This window comes from Solibacillus sp. iso_87 (assembly GCF_056173085.1).
This window is the reverse complement of the sequence record NZ_CM149656.1, coordinates 1,683,074-1,698,515: the sequence shown is the minus strand read 5'-3', so window position 1 is coordinate 1,698,515 and position 15,442 is coordinate 1,683,074. Positions and strand designations below refer to the sequence as shown.

Genomic DNA, 15,442 nt, shown 5'->3' with positions numbered 1-15,442 from the left:
GACTCTAGTTACTATACTGGATGAGTATGGAAAAAGTTTCATTAAATTATAATTTTATCGATAAAAAACCTCATCAGTTTACTCTGATGAGGCGAAACCAGTTATTAATATTCTCCAACCCATTCATCTTTTAAAAGACCATAGACCGCATGATCGACATAATGATTGTACAGCCATTCCGCCTGACGTATTGTCCCTTCATGCATAAAACCAAGGCGCTCCGCAATATGACGGCTTTTCGTATTATTAACAGCAGCATGGATTTCGACTTTCCCAAGCTTATATTCATTGAAGGCGATATCAATAATGCCTTTCACAGCGCGTGTCATAATGCCTTCCCCTTGATATTCTTCATCTAAAAAATAGCCGATCTCGCATTTTTTCAGAGACCAGTTAATCGTATTAATCGATACTTTTCCGACAAATTGCCCTTTATAAAAAATCGCTGTATCAAGACCTTCACGTTTTGCAAATTTTTCCAGATTCATTGCGGCAAAATCGCGTGTATCTTCAACAGTTTTTGTATTATCAACCCACCCAAGCCATTCACGTAAATAATCACGAGAACGGTCAATGAAAGCAAAGATTTCTTCTGCATCATTTTGTGTAATTAATTTTAATTGAATTTCATTATCTACTTCATAAAAAAACATTACTATCTCTCCAATCTAAGCTCCCATTTAAAACAATAAACCCTTTTTTATTTTCTTATCATATAGAGCTATTTCCGAATATGCAATTAAAATATGTAAACCTTCAATGATTTGTGTAAGTTTATCATTTTCGTAACGTTAATTGTGCACTTTCTAAAGAAAATTCGCAATATTCCTGCTTAGTATTTTGGTAAACTGATTATGAGGTGTTTGTTATGGAAATCAATGAACAAGCTTTGGGAAAGCTATTAAAATATTATCGTCAAAAAAAGAAGCAAAAACAGGATGACGTTGCATTCGGTATTTGTACTCCTTCATATTTAAGCCGGATTGAAAACGGAATCGTTGTCGCAGAACATTCGATGTATGAGCAGCTGTTTGAAAACTTGGGCATCGATTTTAATAAACTCGAACAACAACTGAAAACTCAAACCACTTTTTTGGAGCAGTTATACGAAAAATTATTGTCGAATACCGAGCTTATTGCTGGTGAAATTGAACAATTAACCGCTATGCAAAACGAAGAGCAACCATTTGAACAGCAGCTGCTGGCTAAGCTTGTGTATGCTCGTTTCCTTTACTCGTTAAAAGATGATGATAGAGCGAGAACAATACTTAATGAAATCGAGCCGTTCGTCAGCTGGAAAAAAGACCGGATCACTCAGCTATTCGTAGCGATTACCGCTTTCGGCCATCTTTCTTTTCAGGAGTTTGAACAGTTGTCCATTAAAGAAGATGAAAATCAATTGGCGCAATTTCTATCCAATGCCCATCCATTTGAATTGGCCAACTATCATTATCATATCGCTTTTGCAAATCACCGAAGCTACAAGTTACAAAAGGCACTCGAACATATTGAACTTGCACAGCAGTTTTTTACCCATCAGTATAAACCGTTGTTTCAGTTGAAACTTTATTCCATGAAGGGTGTGATTTTCAATGATTCACATCGATTCCAGGAAGCTCTCAAGGAGTTTGAAGCAGGGCTCAATTTGCTTGCGAATGTACCTTCAATCCAAACTCCGATGCAATGGAGCTCACTGCATAACAATATCGCGTATTGTTACGAATGCCAGGAAAACTATACGGAAGCGTCCAAACATTATAAATCGGCGAATAACCACGATGAAGACCTGCATTCAGCAATTAACTGGATGCGAACATGCTTTGCGCAAAAGGATTTCAAACAATTGAAAATACTGTTAAAATGCTATGAAGAACAGCAATTTACTGTACCTCACCATATTTATCAGCGCAGACTACTAGAGTATGCGGTTGAAACTGAATATACGATCCGCGGATTAAAATTGCTGGAAGATGAAGCTTTTCCGCATTTTAATGAACAGCAGTATTATTCACTGATTCTGTTCTATGCTCCATTATGGGCACAGTTTTACGAGCAGCTCCACACCTATAAACAGGCGAGCCACTGCTTTAAGCAGGCACTATATGCAAGTGAAAAAATACGGCAGCGAATGAGCAGCTAAGGGGTGATGATTTGGAGTTAAGAAAAGAGTATTTTTATTTGTGGTTCGGGTTTGGCGCATCCAAATTGGGCAGTTGGATTTACTTGATCGCGCTCAATCTATCGGTCTGGCATTTGACCGAGTCACCGGCAGCTGTTGCGGGCATCTATATCATTGGACCGATTGCACGCATTTTGTGCAGTTTTTTTGCAGGCTCCATCGTAGACAGGGCCAATAAAAGAACCATCTTGATTGTTTGTGATGTATTCCGCGCATGTATCGTTTGTTTGATGCCATTGCTTTCGGAAATTTGGCTCATTTACTGTTTGATCTTTTTGGCTAATATCGCGGTCTGTTTTGCCAATCCGAGCAGCACATTTATGATTACAAAACTTGTTTTGCCAAATGATCGTCTGCGTTTTAATGCCATCAACAGCATGCTCGGGTCAGGGAGCTTTATGATCGGCCCTGCTTTAAGTGGTGCCATTATCGCCATGAGCAGTACCGCTACTGCAATGTGGGTGAATGGATTTTTGCTTTTGTTTAGCGCATTCATGATGTATTTACTGCCAAATCCAGAGATCAAGTCGTCTGCTAAATCCACTGTGCTAACACTTGCTGTTATCCGAGATGATTTTATTACTGTTTGGAAATTTATCTCGCAACGGAAAACGCTGCGGAAATTTTTCTTCTTATATTCAATAGCACTGATGATTTGTTTTTCACTTGATTCCCAGGAAATGTCGTTTTTAAAAGACTTTCATAAAGTGACGGATTCGGTATACGGCATCATTGTAGGAATCACAGGAATCGGTGCCATTGTCGGTGGCTATTTGGCTGTCCGACTCGTGAAAAAGCTGTCACTCGTTTCGTACATCGGCCTCGGATTTACATGTACGTTACTTTCCTACTTTATATTTTACTTTTCACCTAATTTAATGATTGCGGTCGCTGCCTTTATTTTGCTCGGATTATTTATGGCATTCAGCAATGCGGGCTACGCGACATTTTACCAGCAAACAATCCCGACTGAATTGATGGGACGGTTCGGCAGTTCACTTGGACTGATCGAAAGTGTGATGCAAATCACTTTAACTTTGCTTATCGGATTTTTGGCGGAAATCTACACGCTTCAACTGACAACAAGCATCTTCGCAATGATTGGTGTTGTCATCGCATGTACCGTCTATTTCCATCTGTTAAACAACAAAACACTGTTTACAAAAGAGAAGCTAACATAATAATAGTTGAGATTCCCTCTTCAAAGGCTACCGTGATTTCCAATAATGGTAGCTTTTTGTTTATTGGATTCTTTTTGCAGATCCAATGTACTATTTGCTACACTACTTCTAGAAGAAAGAAAGGAATTTATTATGACATTACAACAACTTAGATATGTAATTGAAGTAGCAAAAAACCAGTCAATCAGTAAAGCAGCCCAAAACTTATTCATTAGCCAGCCTAGCCTTTCGAACGCATTAAAAGAGCTTGAACAAGAGTTAGGCATTACAATTTTTTTACGTACTAGTAAAGGGATATCTATTACTGCTGAAGGAACTGAATTTTTGGGCTATGCGCGGCAAGTTGTCGAGCAAGCGGAACTTCTGGAAAAACGGTATGCAAACGTTCAGCCATCCCAACAGCATTTTTCCGTTTCTTCACAACATTATGCCTTTGTCGTGAGTGCATTTGTACGCCTCTTTGAAAATTATGACCGCGATGAATATGAATTTACGCTTCGTGAGACGAGAACGTATGAGATTATAGAAAACGTAAAAAATTTAAAAAGTGAAGTCGGAGTTTTATATTTAAACAATTTTAACGAAAAGGTCATCCGAAAATTTTTAAGGGAAGCCAATTTAGAGTTCTATCCATTATTTGAAGCGAAACCACATGTATTTATCCATATAGGACATCCGCTCGCACAGCAAAAATCTGTTACGTTGAAGGATTTACATGCCTACCCGTACTTATCTTTTGAACAGGGCGAATTTAATTCCTTTTACTTTTCAGAGGAAATATTAAGTACCATTTCACGCCCTAAAAATATTAAGGTTAGTGACCGTGCCACACTATTCAATTTATTGATCGGGCTTAATGGCTATACCATTTCAACAGGAGTCATTAGTCAGGAATTGAATAAAAATATTTGCTCCCTGCCTCTGGAAGTCGATGAAACAATGACAGTAGGATATATCGTCCATAAACATGTGAATACTACTAAACTCGCTGAAATCTATATCAATTATTTAAAAGAAACGATCAAAGATGAATTAAAAGTATCTTCCCGCTATAGTTTTTAACTATACCGATTGATATTTTTTACGTGTTTCAAATATCACCCTCCACAATGGTATGATAAATCCAACTTAAAAAGTTGAAGGACCAAGGAGGAAATGAACATGTGTGAAAAATTTCAAATAGTAGGCAGTCTATTAAGACAAAATGAATTATTAAATTATAAAAAACAAATTGAACAACGTGATGATATTACATATCCTTTTTATAAAGATTTTGAAGGCTATGAACAAGTTGAGCTTGCTTCAATTCAAGACATAGTAAAAAAAGAAATCGAACATAACATTACGGTTGTGACAGATGGCGAGCATTCGAAATCATTATGGCATTTAGATTTTGCCTGGGGTATTGAAGGTTTCGATCGCTATATCGCAGATCATGGTTATTTCTTTAAAGACTTCGATGGCAATTCTCACTACGAAACACGCAAAGACATCGGTTTACGCATTACGGATGAACTAAGCGGGAAAAACCATCACTTTATCGAAATCTTTAAAAAACTGAAGAAAAGTGCCGGCGATCACCAGACAAAACTATGTATCCCGTCACCTTCTCATATTTTAGGTGAGTTATCTTTTTCGAATAATTTCGGACCAGATGCATTTTATAAAACAAAAGATGAATTAAAACAAGCGTTAGCAAAAGCGTATATAGAGTTTGTGGAAGAATATGCAGCAGTTGGCGGAGAAATATTACAATTTGATGATTGCTTATGGCAACTTTTTGCTGACGACAACCCGAATTCACCATTTACGGGCGAACAAATTAATCAGGAAGAAGTTCAAGCGTTAGCAACTGAATTTATTGAGATAAATAATCAAATTATTGAAGTGGGCCATCGTTTAGGTTTAAAAATGTGGACACATAATTGCCGCGGCAACTACGACTCACGTAATATGGGTGGTGGTTCTTACGTTAAAATCGCTAACCTCTTCTTAAAGCAACTGAATTATGACCGCTTCTTCTTAGAGTGGGATGATGACCGCGCAGGTTCTATTGAAGCACTCGCTGTCTTCAAAGATAAACCGAATGCAGAAATTGTATTAGGGTTGTTATCTTCTAAAACGAATACTTTAGACAATGAAGATCGCATTATTAAAATGCTTGATGAAGCGTCTAAAATTATCGACAAAGATCGTTTGTTCATTTCACACCAATGTGGTTTCGCTTCCTGCGATGGCGGCAATGAGCTTACAGAAGCTGAACAATGGGCAAAAATTCAGCAAGGACAGCAACTAGCTCTGCAGTACTGGAGTTAAATAAAAACATAAAATTTACGATATGAAAAACACGCAAATTCACGGGTTCCTTGAATTTGCGTGTTTTCCGTTTTTTATAAATGATGGATTTGCCTAATTATATTTTCCGAACCTTATAAAGAACAAACAGCAGTATAAACCATAACGGTGTTAACAACAGTGAGGTTCTCGTAGACTCGGAAATAGCCATAATGATTAGTAAAAACAAGAAGAATGCCAATATTAAATAGTTGATGAATGGTGTTAAAGGTGCTTTGAAAATTGAAGTTTTATGTAGATCCGGATGACGCTTTTTGTATTTGATATGCGAAATCAGAATAATGCTCCAAACCCAAATAAAACAAATCGCACTAATTGTTGTCACGATACTGAATGCATCGTCCGGCATGAAGTAGCTAAGCAATGCACCAATCGAAACTACGACCGCAGAAAATAACAAACCATTTTGCGGCACCGCATTTTTGTTTAATTTACCGTAAGCTTTCGGTGCTTGTTTATTATTACTTAAACTGAACAGCATGCGGCTCGTTGAGAACATCCCGCTATTTCCTGCAGAAGCAGCTGATGTCAGCACAACAAAGTTAATTAAACCTGCTGCAATCGGAATACCTACCAATGCGAAAACCTGAACGAATGGCGAGCTTGCTGCGCTTAAAGTATCCCAAGGGTTAATTGTTAAAATTACGAATAATGCCCCTACATAAAACAGCAGTATACGAACAGGAATTTTATTAATAGCAGATGGGATATTTTTTTGCGGGTTTGCCGTTTCAGCAGCAGCTACCCCTACTAATTCAACTCCTACGAATGCAAAGACAACCATTTGGAATGCCATTAAAAATCCAAATGTACCATTCGGGAATAATCCGCCATGCTCCCATAAATTCGATACAGCCACTTTGCCTGTATCTGTTTCAAAGCCAATGATCAACAATACAATGCCTATCGCAATCAATGCAACAATTGTGATGATTTTAATTAACGCAAACCAAAACTCGAGCTCTCCGAACAGTTTGACAGTCAATAAATTCAAAATAAGTAAAACTACTAAACATGCGATAGCCGGTACCCATTGCGGGATGTCGAACCAGTACTGCGTATACATACCGACCGCGATAATGTCCGCCATTGCCGTCATAATCCAGCAGAACCAGTAAGTCCAGCCGGTAATATAGCCTGCCCAATCCCCTAAGTATTCAGTGGCGAATTCGGTAAATGATGCATAGCCGCCTTTTGATAAAAGTAATTCGCCAAGTGCACGCATGACGAAAAATAGTGCGATTCCAACGATCAAGTATGCAAAGATAATAGAAGGTCCTGCAAGTGAGATCGCTTTACCTGACCCTAAAAACAACCCCGTTCCGATTGTTCCTCCAATCGCTATTAACTGAACGTGGCGATTTTTCAGGTCGCGCTTTAATTCTTGTTGTTCCAAAACGATTCCTCCAAAGGATAAGTATTTTGTCTGTTTTCACAGCGCAAAATAATAAGTATTTCATCGCGGTCCATCAAGTAAATTTTTCTGGAATTAAAACAGGGACTGATAATATGTCAGTCCCTGTGTCTAAGAATAATCGATTTCACCTCTGTAAAATCGCGTCCAGATTTCAAAAAATCTGTGACATCTATCGAGGGCTTTTCATTAAACAATGGATGTTTCATACAACTTATGTTAAAGAAAAGCGTCTCTCATTACTCTTCTGTCCTTTTGCCTGAGATTGTGAACCCTTCGGCGACGCGGATTATCGCGCTCTCTCCAGAAACTGCTCCCGTCAGTAGTTTTATCCACGACGATCTACGCTTGATATGTATGCAATTAGTTGCCTATAGGTCCTTGGCATCTTCCAGTTTCCTATAGTTCGCGTTCAATACTATTATTGTACGATAATTCATACTACCAATTTTTTGCCCGTCTTACAATGGACAATCAGAGCCATTTATTATATAAATAGCAATTTATCCTTATTCCCAACATAATGTTTTCTTCTTGCAGAAAATTCTTGACCAAAAAAATATTACACCGAAAATTCAATATTTTCAGTGTAATATTTATATAGAGGAATTGGTAGCCCCTCGTATTAATGTATCCGTTTACTGCAGTTTTTCCTGAACCGTTGAATCTTCTTCATATGTTGTTCGATTGATATCGATCAGCTTACCTTTCGTTGTGTCTGTCTTTTTCATTTTAACAACATACGTATTATCCAAAGCAATTTCTGTGCAGGCGATGTCTTTCTCACTGCGAATATCTTCAGGATAGTTTAAGGTAATGACTAAAGTATCCCCATCTTTTTCGATTTTTTCAATTTCTCTTCCACAGCCGTCCGAATATCCTGTGACAAACAGTACTTCCTCTGTTTCAAAATCGACTGATGGAACCGATTCGAAACCAAAAGTATCGGCCCAAGTAGTATAAAGCTTTTCATCCTGCACGATTGAAATACTTGTACCGACCTCAGGAGGTATCGAATCTAAATGCAACAATAATTCATATTCCACTTTATTTTCGTCATTTTCTTCCTGCTCAGGTTCAGTTGAATCGGATGATGTTTCGTTTTCTTTCGTATTACATGCTGCAAGGAGCAAAATCATTCCCACGACCAGCGTGTAACTTAACCATCTCTTCATTGAATCACCTCATCCCTTATCTAATTAGTCGTGTAAATAATATAAAAGTTACGAAATTTTCCTCGTTATATTTGTTAATATGGGTTAATTTAATATTAAGTGAGAACATTAAATAAACTAATAATTCAGCAAGTAAGCTTTTATTATAATATGGCGTATAATATAGTTGTTTATCCAACTATTACACCATTCTCTTGGAGGGTTTGTACAAATGAGTACACGTATTGAAAAAGACTTTTTAGGCACATTAGAAATTCCAAAGGACGTTTATTACGGCGTTCAAACAACTCGTGCATTAGAAAATTTCCCGATTACTAAAATGACAATGCACCCTGAATTAATTCGTGCATTTGCCATCGTAAAGAAAAGTTCGGCACTTGCAAATGCCGCTATCGGCAAATTGGATCCAGTAATTGCTAATGCAATTGCACAAGCATCCGATGACATTATTTCAGGACTATTACATGACCAGTTCGTTGTAGATCCAATTCAGGGCGGAGCAGGCACTTCAATGAACATGAATGCCAATGAAGTAATCGCAAACCGTGCACTGGAAATTTTAGGGGAAGAAAAAGGTACTTATTCAATCATTAGTCCTAACAGCCATGTCAATATGGCGCAGTCAACAAATGATGCATTCCCATCTGCTATCCATATTGCAACAGTTTCTACGCTAAATAATCTAATTATGGCGATGGAAATGATGCGTGATAGTTTTATCAGAAAATCAGTAGAATTCGATTCAATCGTTAAAATGGGTCGTACGCATTTACAAGATGCTGTACCAGTTCGTTTAGGCCAGGAATTCGGTGCATACGCTGCCGTTGTTTCTCGTGACATTGCTCGAATAAAAAAAGCGCAGCAAACGATGCTGCAAATCAATATCGGAGCAACTGCTATCGGGACAGGCCTTAATGCGGACCCTGAATATATGAAATTGGCAGTAGAAAACATCGCGACTTACAGTGGATTCCCGTTCATAAAAGTAGACAATTTAATCGACGGTACACAAAACACCGATACGTATGCAGAAGTATCATCAATGTTAAAAATCGCCATGATGAATATGTCAAAAATCTGTAATGACTTACGCTTAATGGCATCAGGTCCAAAAGCCGGATTTGCAGAAATTCGCTTACCGGAGCGTCAACCAGGTTCTTCTATTATGCCTGGTAAAGTAAATCCGGTTATGCCTGAAGTCATTAACCAAATCGCATTCCAAGTAATCGGTAACGATGTAACAATCTCACTTGCTTCTGAAGCCGGACAATTTGAGCTGAACGTAATGGAACCAGTTCTAGTATTTAATCTGCTTCAGTCAATCGAAATTATGACAAACGGCTTCACAGTATTTACAAAATACTGCCTGGATCACATTGAAGCAAATGAAGCGCGTCTGCATGATTTTGTAGAGCGTTCAATCGGAGTTATTACAGCACTGGCACCACATTTAGGATATGAACGTTCAAGTCAAATTGCACGTGAAGCTCTGCATAGCGGCAAATCTGTACGCGAACTTTGCTTAATGTATAACTATTTCACGCTTGAGCAGTTGGATATTATTTTAAATCCATTCGAATTAACACAACCAGGTATTGCTGGTGAACGCGCTTTTGAAAAACGACAATAATTTAAAACGAAAGCTCCGCCGAGATATTCTCGGCGGAGCATTTTTCTTTAAATATAGAGTACTTCTTTGGCGAGTGAAATCGCACGCTTGCTGACTTCCAACTTGTCACCATCCGCATTAAGCTTCACGACACCATTTGGTTCATCAAAAATGGATTTCAGCTGTGCTTTCGGTTTGACCCCAACCATTATTGGTCCTCTTTCGGCCTCATCCGTTCGCAGCTTTTCCTGCTCTCGTGCGACTCCTTGTTCTTCTCCGATTTTCGGGAAGGCTGTAGTTTGTTGCTGTAAATTTCGGGGACGTGTCTGATCATTTAAACTTGAACTCCCTGTGCCAACAGAACGAATCATAAAGATCCCCCTTCATCTATCTTTTCTTACTTTTTCGTATATCAATATCCGCGTATATTTCGGTTTCCTGAAGTGCCTGGTTAGCAAGCTGATCCGCTTCACCATTTAGTTTGCGGTCAATATATTGATACTCCGGTCGAATACCAAGCTTTTGGAGCTTTGCATCGATTTTATCCGCCCATGTTGTGAGTACACTATCGGTTACTGCCCATTCGCCGTTCATTTCATTAATCACGACTTGAGAATCGCCGTAAATCTTTATTTTTTGATGATGGACACCCATTTCCTCTAGCTGTTCAACCGCAAGATTTAATGCCGCATATTCCGCTTCATTGTTAGATGTTAAATACTCCGCCAGTTGGTTCGTCCGCAAGCGATAGTTTTTCCCATTCTGTTTATAATAGACGACAATCCCTAAACCGGCCAGCTTTTCCTCTCTATTAAAACCGCCATCGAAATACACTTCCACTTCGGTAGGTTCTGTTTCAAGAGATTTCAAATATTTTTTCAGCTCTTTTAATGTCCATGTACTGTCATGTTCATCGGTCATCACAATATTTTTTGTGCGACCCGTATTTTCCATATCCAGTACGAGCGTATAAGCATGCGCTGCAGGAATTGCCTCACTTCGCCATGTGATTTCCTGCTTTGACTTAGTAATGTATTGCCATTCAATCGTCAATTCCAATCGGCTCTCCCCTTCCATTTGTCGTTTGCTGTAAATCTTCTTTGTAGAACAAGCTAATACATAATGTACTAACCATTATGCCAACTATAAACGGTGGTGATACAAAAAATAAAAAGTACGCGCTGCCGACCGGTGCTTTCATAAAGTATCCGAATACGATTGGCTGCAGAATACAAAAAATAAAGCTTGTTAAGTAAAGTGCCCGTTTGCTGTAATTTTTACGCATAATGTACAGCACATAATACCAGGGAATTACGACAAAGAAATAAATCGGCAAAACATAAATAATAATGGCCGCGGCCGTTCCGAATGGAATCATTTGATTCAAAGAAGGCAATGAAAACGCGATAAAGACAATGACCGCCATGACATAAGGTAAAAAACCCGTTAAAATGATTTGCCAACTCTTCATCACATACCCCCTATTTTTCATTATTATACCAAACACCATTTGCCTATACAAAATTTGCTTTTACGGGTATAGTACAGGGGGTGATAAAATGAAGATAAAATTTTATGAAAATAATGAAAAACGCGTACTAGGCATAACATTGAAAGATTCAGCATTTGCCGAGAACAATAATATGGCACTCCATGTTTGCAAAAACGAAGCTGATATTATCGAAAACCGCCAACAGCTTTCCTCACTGCTGCAAACTGATTTATCCGGGTTTGTATGCGCCAATCAAACACATAGCGCAAACTTCTTCCGTGTGGAAAAGTCCGAAATCGGCAAAGGAGCTACCGACAACGCAACTGCCGTTCCCGAAACAGACGCACTGTATACGTATGAACCGAATGTCGTGATCTCAAGCTTTACCGCAGATTGTGTACCGGTCTTATTTTATAATGAAAAAACAAATGTCATTGGGGCTATACACTCCGGGTGGCAAGGGACGATAAAAGAAATTACATTGAAGCTGCTGAAGCATTTACAACAAGAAGAAAATTGCGATTTAAGAGATTTGAAAGTAATAATCGGGCCTGCAATCAGTCAGGAAAAATTTGAAGTGGATGCCGATGTACAGGAAAAATTCAAAGCACTCGGCTATGCGGACGAATTTATGTACTGGAATGAAGAAACGGGCAAATTTCATATCGACAACCAGTTAACCGTAAAAAAGCAGTGCATGCTTGCAGGTGTGCCTGAAGAAAATATTACGATTGACCGTATGTGCACATTTATGGACGATGATGGATTCTCCCATCGCCAAGACCGCTCAACAGGCAGACATTTGAGCTTTATTATGCGGAAGGAATAGATTCTTTTGTGTTGAATATACGAAAACGGAACACCTACAATTCAACAGGCGTTCCGTTTTTAATTTTAAAGAAGTTAAAAAACATTAAAGCAGGAAAGATCATGGTGCTACCAATTCAACCTTAATTCTATCTGGATCTTCAAAAAATACACCGTAATAATCTTCCCCTCCTGCATAGGGATGTTTATCAGTATAAAGGATATTAACACCTTTACTTTCTAACTTTCTTGTCATTTCATCTACTTGTTGACGGGAGCTTGCATGGAAGGCCAAATGGTTTAGACCAACTCGACATCTATGGTAAGGCACATCCAAAAACCGTTCTTCAGCTTGCACGAAAACGATATATGTATCTCCGAGTTTCCAACTATGTCCGCTTTCCCACGATTGAAAAGATTCATATCCCAATTCCCCTAAAAACCAACCCCAAAAATTGATGGAACTTTTTAAATCAGAAACATATAGTTCAATATGATGAATAAGCCCTTTTGACAATGGATGACTTCCTTTCTATCTACCAAATAATTGGTAATCTATAAATATTATTTTGAACGCGGTGCTTTTTCGTATAGTTCTTGTAAAAAAATATATATATCATATTACCACAAATTTACAGTTAACATTTCATTGAAATAAATCACCTGTTAACATACGCGTATTGTTATGATAGTTTAAAATTAACTATATTATTAACTAAACCGTTAACCTTGAATCCTATATATTCCCCTGTGGAAACATTAAAACCCACCGCTTTCATTTCTGTCTGCTCACGATTCCAACCTATTACTAACATTAGATTAATATTTCTTACTTTGTCTTTAATAAGCATAAAATTATAACCTTTCGCCCAATCTTTCCCAGGATATATAATGTTCATTTCCAGTGCTCTTTTCAGCATTTCTGGGGAATCATGCTTAATATCCTCCAATTTGATAAATTCCTTTTGGGGATAAGGAGAAGAACCATTCACTGTTAAATCTTTTTCAGATTTTATCTTTCCCTCATAAATGGTTACTAAAAAAAATTTATTACTATCCGGCACTCCAAATGCAATATTCCAATATTTTCTTTTACCGCTACTTCCAATCGACTTTGCAGGCTTATCTAAATCTATATTTACTGCATGTAACAATTGCGCTTCTGTATTCCATTTCAAAGCTTGCGGTAAAGCTAATTCTATCGCTTGCTTTATTGATAATTCTCTTTGTTTATCCACATCAAAATTAACTTGTAATGGTTCCCTTTTAGTGAAATTATTTAATACTACCGGTCCTGATTTAGGTGAAGACTTAGGCATATAAGTATTTCCTGCTGCTAATATCGCCTTTGTTTCAACATCATAAATTGCATATCTGCCCCTGAATTCTTTTGCGTTGTCTTTAAAGGAATAAAAGAAATAAACTTGCCTATCAGGACTAACAGCTTTATGGTAGTTAATATCTATATTCGGATACGGGCGAATACTGTTTCCATGAAAAATTAAGTAGTTAAATTCTCCTACCTCACTAAACAATACCTTTTTTCTAAAACTGACAGATGCATCAGGCATGTCTTTAAAAAGATTAGTATCCAAATGCCGATGCCTTCGCTCTTGCTTTGGCAATTGCATATACTTCTGATAATATTCCTGATGAACCGGATAATTCAGCTCTCTTATCGCTATATAAAATTCATCTACAGTTTCACTAAAAACCCTTTCTTTATTTGAAGGATATATATACTCATTATCTGAATCCGCGGCCTTTGAATTCACAGAATTTCCCATTAAAACTGAAAGACTAATCGTTATTATAAAAGCAATGAAGGTTAGCTTCTTCAATGATGTTACTCCTTTTTTTAAGGTAATTTACCCAAAAGGATTTTCCGCTATCCTACTATAAAATGCCAATACATTGCCATCTACTTTAATAACCTCCATTTCATTCAAAATGGAGGCTGTTTAATATCTGAATATGAACTATTCATCTTATCCGATCTTTTAGACTTTTTCTGATATGTAATGCCAAAAACAATATTGAAAGTAAAACCAAGATGTAATGGATTAAGGATAATCCAAGAATTGTCTACTTCTAATGCAATAATCAATAAAATCCTATGTTCCACACAACGAAATATGCCACTCTCATAGGCCAACTAAAAACTTTGTCTAGCATAGAACCCCTCTATTTTTGCCGAAGAGGGCTTTGCAGGAATGGGTGTGATGGTCATACTGTTTATTGCAATGTTTATCATTGGTGCTTTTATTTTGATAAGTGGCTTTTTAACAAAGGCAAATACAGAGCAAGCGTCTCCAAAATAGGAGACGCCTGGTTAAATGATTTAAAAACATAGTGATTAACTAAAGGTTTTCAATTTTTTCTACATCCGCTTCAGTTAGTTCGAAACTGAAAAGATCCAGATTAGCTGCCTGGTTTTTACGGTTATGTGATTTCGGGATAACGACTACACCGCGCCCGATTTGGTATTTCAATAAAACTTGAGCACCAGATTTTCCATACGCTTTACCGATCTCATCCAACACTTCTTCTTGGTGTTCTTCCGTTTTCATCGGCCCCCACGCTACAGGTGTAATGCCCTCTTCTTGCAATGTATCCAGGAGTTCTTTGTTCTTTTCTTTTAAATTAATTTGTATTTGATTAACGGCCGGTTTCACTTTCGCGAATTCTTTCAATTCATTCAGATGATTTTTCTTAAAGTTCGAAACGCCGATTGCTTTAAGTTTACCCGCCTCATAGTATTCTTCAAATACTTCCCAAGTGTTTTTTAGCTGCTCTTTGTCTTCAATCGGAGCATGAATCAAAAGCAGATCCAGATAGTCGGTTTTAAAGTTTTTTAGGCTATTATCGATTGCTGCTCGCGTCGATTCCTTTGAAGAAACATATCCTTCTCTAGCAGGAACTTTTGTCGTAATGAACAATTCCTCTCGAGGCACTGTGCTTTCTGCTAAAATCCCCCCGACAAGCGCTTCGTTTCGATAACTAATAGCTGCATCTATTGATCGATATCCCAGCTCAAGTGCCGATACAAGTTCAGGGATATCATTTGTTAATTCACCGTTATAGTCATTGTTTTCTTTACCATACGTATTAGTACCAGTACCAACAATCGGCATTTTTAATCCATTATTAAGTGTAATATATTCCATAATTTAGGCACTCCCTTTGTATCTCTCATTATTTTTCCTACTGACTATATCATAACGAAAAAG

Annotated in this window: 15 protein-coding genes and 1 riboswitch; of the genes, 6 read left to right on the top strand and 9 right to left on the bottom strand. The window is 37.7% G+C overall.

The genetic code is table 11. The annotated features are described in order from the left end of the window. Nucleotides 1-104: 104 nt before the first annotated feature. Nucleotides 105-653 carry a GNAT family N-acetyltransferase gene (locus tag AC0VXV_RS08365; RefSeq protein WP_251688304.1) on the bottom strand — a complete coding sequence of 183 codons (549 nt, stop codon included), beginning with the start codon at nucleotides 651-653 and terminating at the stop codon, nucleotides 105-107. 215 nt (nucleotides 654-868) lie between these two features. Here AC0VXV_RS08365 and AC0VXV_RS08360 point away from each other — a divergent pair, with 215 nt between their 5' ends. The 4 genes from AC0VXV_RS08360 to AC0VXV_RS08345 all read left to right on the top strand — a co-directional run bounded on the left by AC0VXV_RS08360 (nucleotide 869) and on the right by AC0VXV_RS08345 (nucleotide 5,676). Then, nucleotides 869-2,140 (top strand): helix-turn-helix domain-containing protein, encoded by a 1,272-nt coding sequence (locus AC0VXV_RS08360; RefSeq protein WP_475531131.1) that lies wholly within the window; start codon nucleotides 869-871, stop codon nucleotides 2,138-2,140. A gap of 11 nt (nucleotides 2,141-2,151) precedes the next feature. Beyond that, entirely contained in the window at nucleotides 2,152-3,360 is a 1,209-nt protein-coding gene (locus AC0VXV_RS08355) for an MFS transporter (protein WP_475531130.1), read from the top strand. Between the two features lie 132 nt (nucleotides 3,361-3,492). Then, on the top strand, nucleotides 3,493-4,422 hold the full coding sequence (locus tag AC0VXV_RS08350; RefSeq protein WP_475531129.1) for a LysR family transcriptional regulator: 930 nt from the start codon (nucleotides 3,493-3,495) through the stop codon (nucleotides 4,420-4,422). 99 nt (nucleotides 4,423-4,521) lie between these two features. Then, entirely contained in the window at nucleotides 4,522-5,676 is a 1,155-nt protein-coding gene (locus tag AC0VXV_RS08345) for a cobalamin-independent methionine synthase II family protein (protein ID WP_475531128.1), read from the top strand. Nucleotides 5,677-5,773: 97 nt separating this feature from the next. Here the strand turns inward: AC0VXV_RS08345 and AC0VXV_RS08340 are convergent, their stop codons facing one another. Both AC0VXV_RS08340 and AC0VXV_RS08335 read right to left on the bottom strand, forming a co-directional pair. Then, nucleotides 5,774-7,111 carry an amino acid permease gene (locus tag AC0VXV_RS08340; RefSeq protein WP_475531127.1) on the bottom strand — a complete coding sequence of 446 codons (1,338 nt, stop codon included), beginning with the start codon at nucleotides 7,109-7,111 and terminating at the stop codon, nucleotides 5,774-5,776. A gap of 255 nt (nucleotides 7,112-7,366) precedes the next feature. Further along, a riboswitch (glycine riboswitch) is annotated at nucleotides 7,367-7,446 on the bottom strand. Nucleotides 7,447-7,767: 321 nt separating this feature from the next. After that, nucleotides 7,768-8,304, bottom strand: coding sequence for a dehydrogenase (locus AC0VXV_RS08335; RefSeq protein ID WP_475531126.1), 537 nt, complete (start codon nucleotides 8,302-8,304; stop codon nucleotides 7,768-7,770). Nucleotides 8,305-8,515: 211 nt separating this feature from the next. On the opposite strand from AC0VXV_RS08335, the gene aspA reads away from it, so the two are divergent. Then, nucleotides 8,516-9,934, top strand: coding sequence for an aspartate ammonia-lyase (aspA, locus tag AC0VXV_RS08330; RefSeq protein ID WP_475531125.1), 1,419 nt, complete (start codon nucleotides 8,516-8,518; stop codon nucleotides 9,932-9,934). 47 nt (nucleotides 9,935-9,981) lie between these two features. Here aspA and AC0VXV_RS08325 read toward each other — a convergent pair whose 3' ends face one another. The 3 genes from AC0VXV_RS08325 to AC0VXV_RS08315 are packed head-to-tail and all read right to left on the bottom strand — an operon-like array spanning nucleotide 9,982 to nucleotide 11,384. Further along, a complete protein-coding gene (locus tag AC0VXV_RS08325; protein WP_475531124.1) occupies nucleotides 9,982-10,284 on the bottom strand; it encodes a DNA primase in 303 nt (100 codons plus the stop codon). Between the two features lie 16 nt (nucleotides 10,285-10,300). Beyond that, nucleotides 10,301-10,972 carry a DUF771 domain-containing protein gene (locus AC0VXV_RS08320; protein WP_475531123.1) on the bottom strand — a complete coding sequence of 224 codons (672 nt, stop codon included), beginning with the start codon at nucleotides 10,970-10,972 and terminating at the stop codon, nucleotides 10,301-10,303. Further along, a complete protein-coding gene (locus AC0VXV_RS08315; protein ID WP_475531122.1) occupies nucleotides 10,956-11,384 on the bottom strand; it encodes an ATPase in 429 nt (142 codons plus the stop codon). The genes AC0VXV_RS08320 and AC0VXV_RS08315 overlap by 17 nt, the downstream gene beginning before the upstream one ends. Nucleotides 11,385-11,472: 88 nt before the next feature. Here AC0VXV_RS08315 and pgeF point away from each other — a divergent pair, with 88 nt between their 5' ends. Continuing rightward, nucleotides 11,473-12,234 (top strand): peptidoglycan editing factor PgeF, encoded by a 762-nt coding sequence (gene pgeF / locus AC0VXV_RS08310; RefSeq protein ID WP_475531121.1) that lies wholly within the window; start codon nucleotides 11,473-11,475, stop codon nucleotides 12,232-12,234. A 99-nt stretch (nucleotides 12,235-12,333) separates the two neighbouring features. Here the strand turns inward: pgeF and AC0VXV_RS08305 are convergent, their stop codons facing one another. The 3 genes from AC0VXV_RS08305 to AC0VXV_RS08295 form a co-directional block, all read right to left on the bottom strand. Continuing rightward, nucleotides 12,334-12,729: a VOC family protein gene (locus AC0VXV_RS08305; RefSeq protein WP_475531120.1), complete on the bottom strand. Its 396-nt coding sequence runs from the start codon at nucleotides 12,727-12,729 to the stop codon at nucleotides 12,334-12,336. 166 nt (nucleotides 12,730-12,895) lie between these two features. Further along, the gene (locus AC0VXV_RS08300) at nucleotides 12,896-14,053 is read right to left on the bottom strand and encodes a hypothetical protein (RefSeq protein WP_475531119.1); all 1,158 of its coding nucleotides are present in this window, start codon (nucleotides 14,051-14,053) and stop codon (nucleotides 12,896-12,898) included. Nucleotides 14,054-14,572: 519 nt separating this feature from the next. Beyond that, nucleotides 14,573-15,379 (bottom strand): aldo/keto reductase, encoded by an 807-nt coding sequence (locus tag AC0VXV_RS08295; RefSeq protein ID WP_475531118.1) that lies wholly within the window; start codon nucleotides 15,377-15,379, stop codon nucleotides 14,573-14,575. Nucleotides 15,380-15,442 lie beyond the last annotated feature (63 nt).

Bases quoted from the DNA above. Each gene is read 5' to 3' on its own strand.
- pgeF (WP_475531121.1), top strand. From the start codon at position 11,473: ATGAAGATAAAATTTTATGAAAATAATGAAAAACGCGTACTAGGCATA.
- AC0VXV_RS08365 (WP_251688304.1), bottom strand. From the start codon at position 653: ATGTTTTTTTATGAAGTAGATAATGAAATTCAATTAAAATTAATTACA.
- AC0VXV_RS08315 (WP_475531122.1), bottom strand. From the start codon at position 11,384: ATGAAGAGTTGGCAAATCATTTTAACGGGTTTTTTACCTTATGTCATG.
- aspA (WP_475531125.1), top strand. From the start codon at position 8,516: ATGAGTACACGTATTGAAAAAGACTTTTTAGGCACATTAGAAATTCCA.
- AC0VXV_RS08325 (WP_475531124.1), bottom strand. From the start codon at position 10,284: ATGATTCGTTCTGTTGGCACAGGGAGTTCAAGTTTAAATGATCAGACA.
- AC0VXV_RS08350 (WP_475531129.1), top strand. From the start codon at position 3,493: ATGACATTACAACAACTTAGATATGTAATTGAAGTAGCAAAAAACCAG.
- AC0VXV_RS08345 (WP_475531128.1), top strand. From the start codon at position 4,522: ATGTGTGAAAAATTTCAAATAGTAGGCAGTCTATTAAGACAAAATGAA.
- AC0VXV_RS08335 (WP_475531126.1), bottom strand. From the start codon at position 8,304: ATGAAGAGATGGTTAAGTTACACGCTGGTCGTGGGAATGATTTTGCTC.
- AC0VXV_RS08295 (WP_475531118.1), bottom strand. From the start codon at position 15,379: ATGGAATATATTACACTTAATAATGGATTAAAAATGCCGATTGTTGGT.
- AC0VXV_RS08360 (WP_475531131.1), top strand. From the start codon at position 869: ATGGAAATCAATGAACAAGCTTTGGGAAAGCTATTAAAATATTATCGT.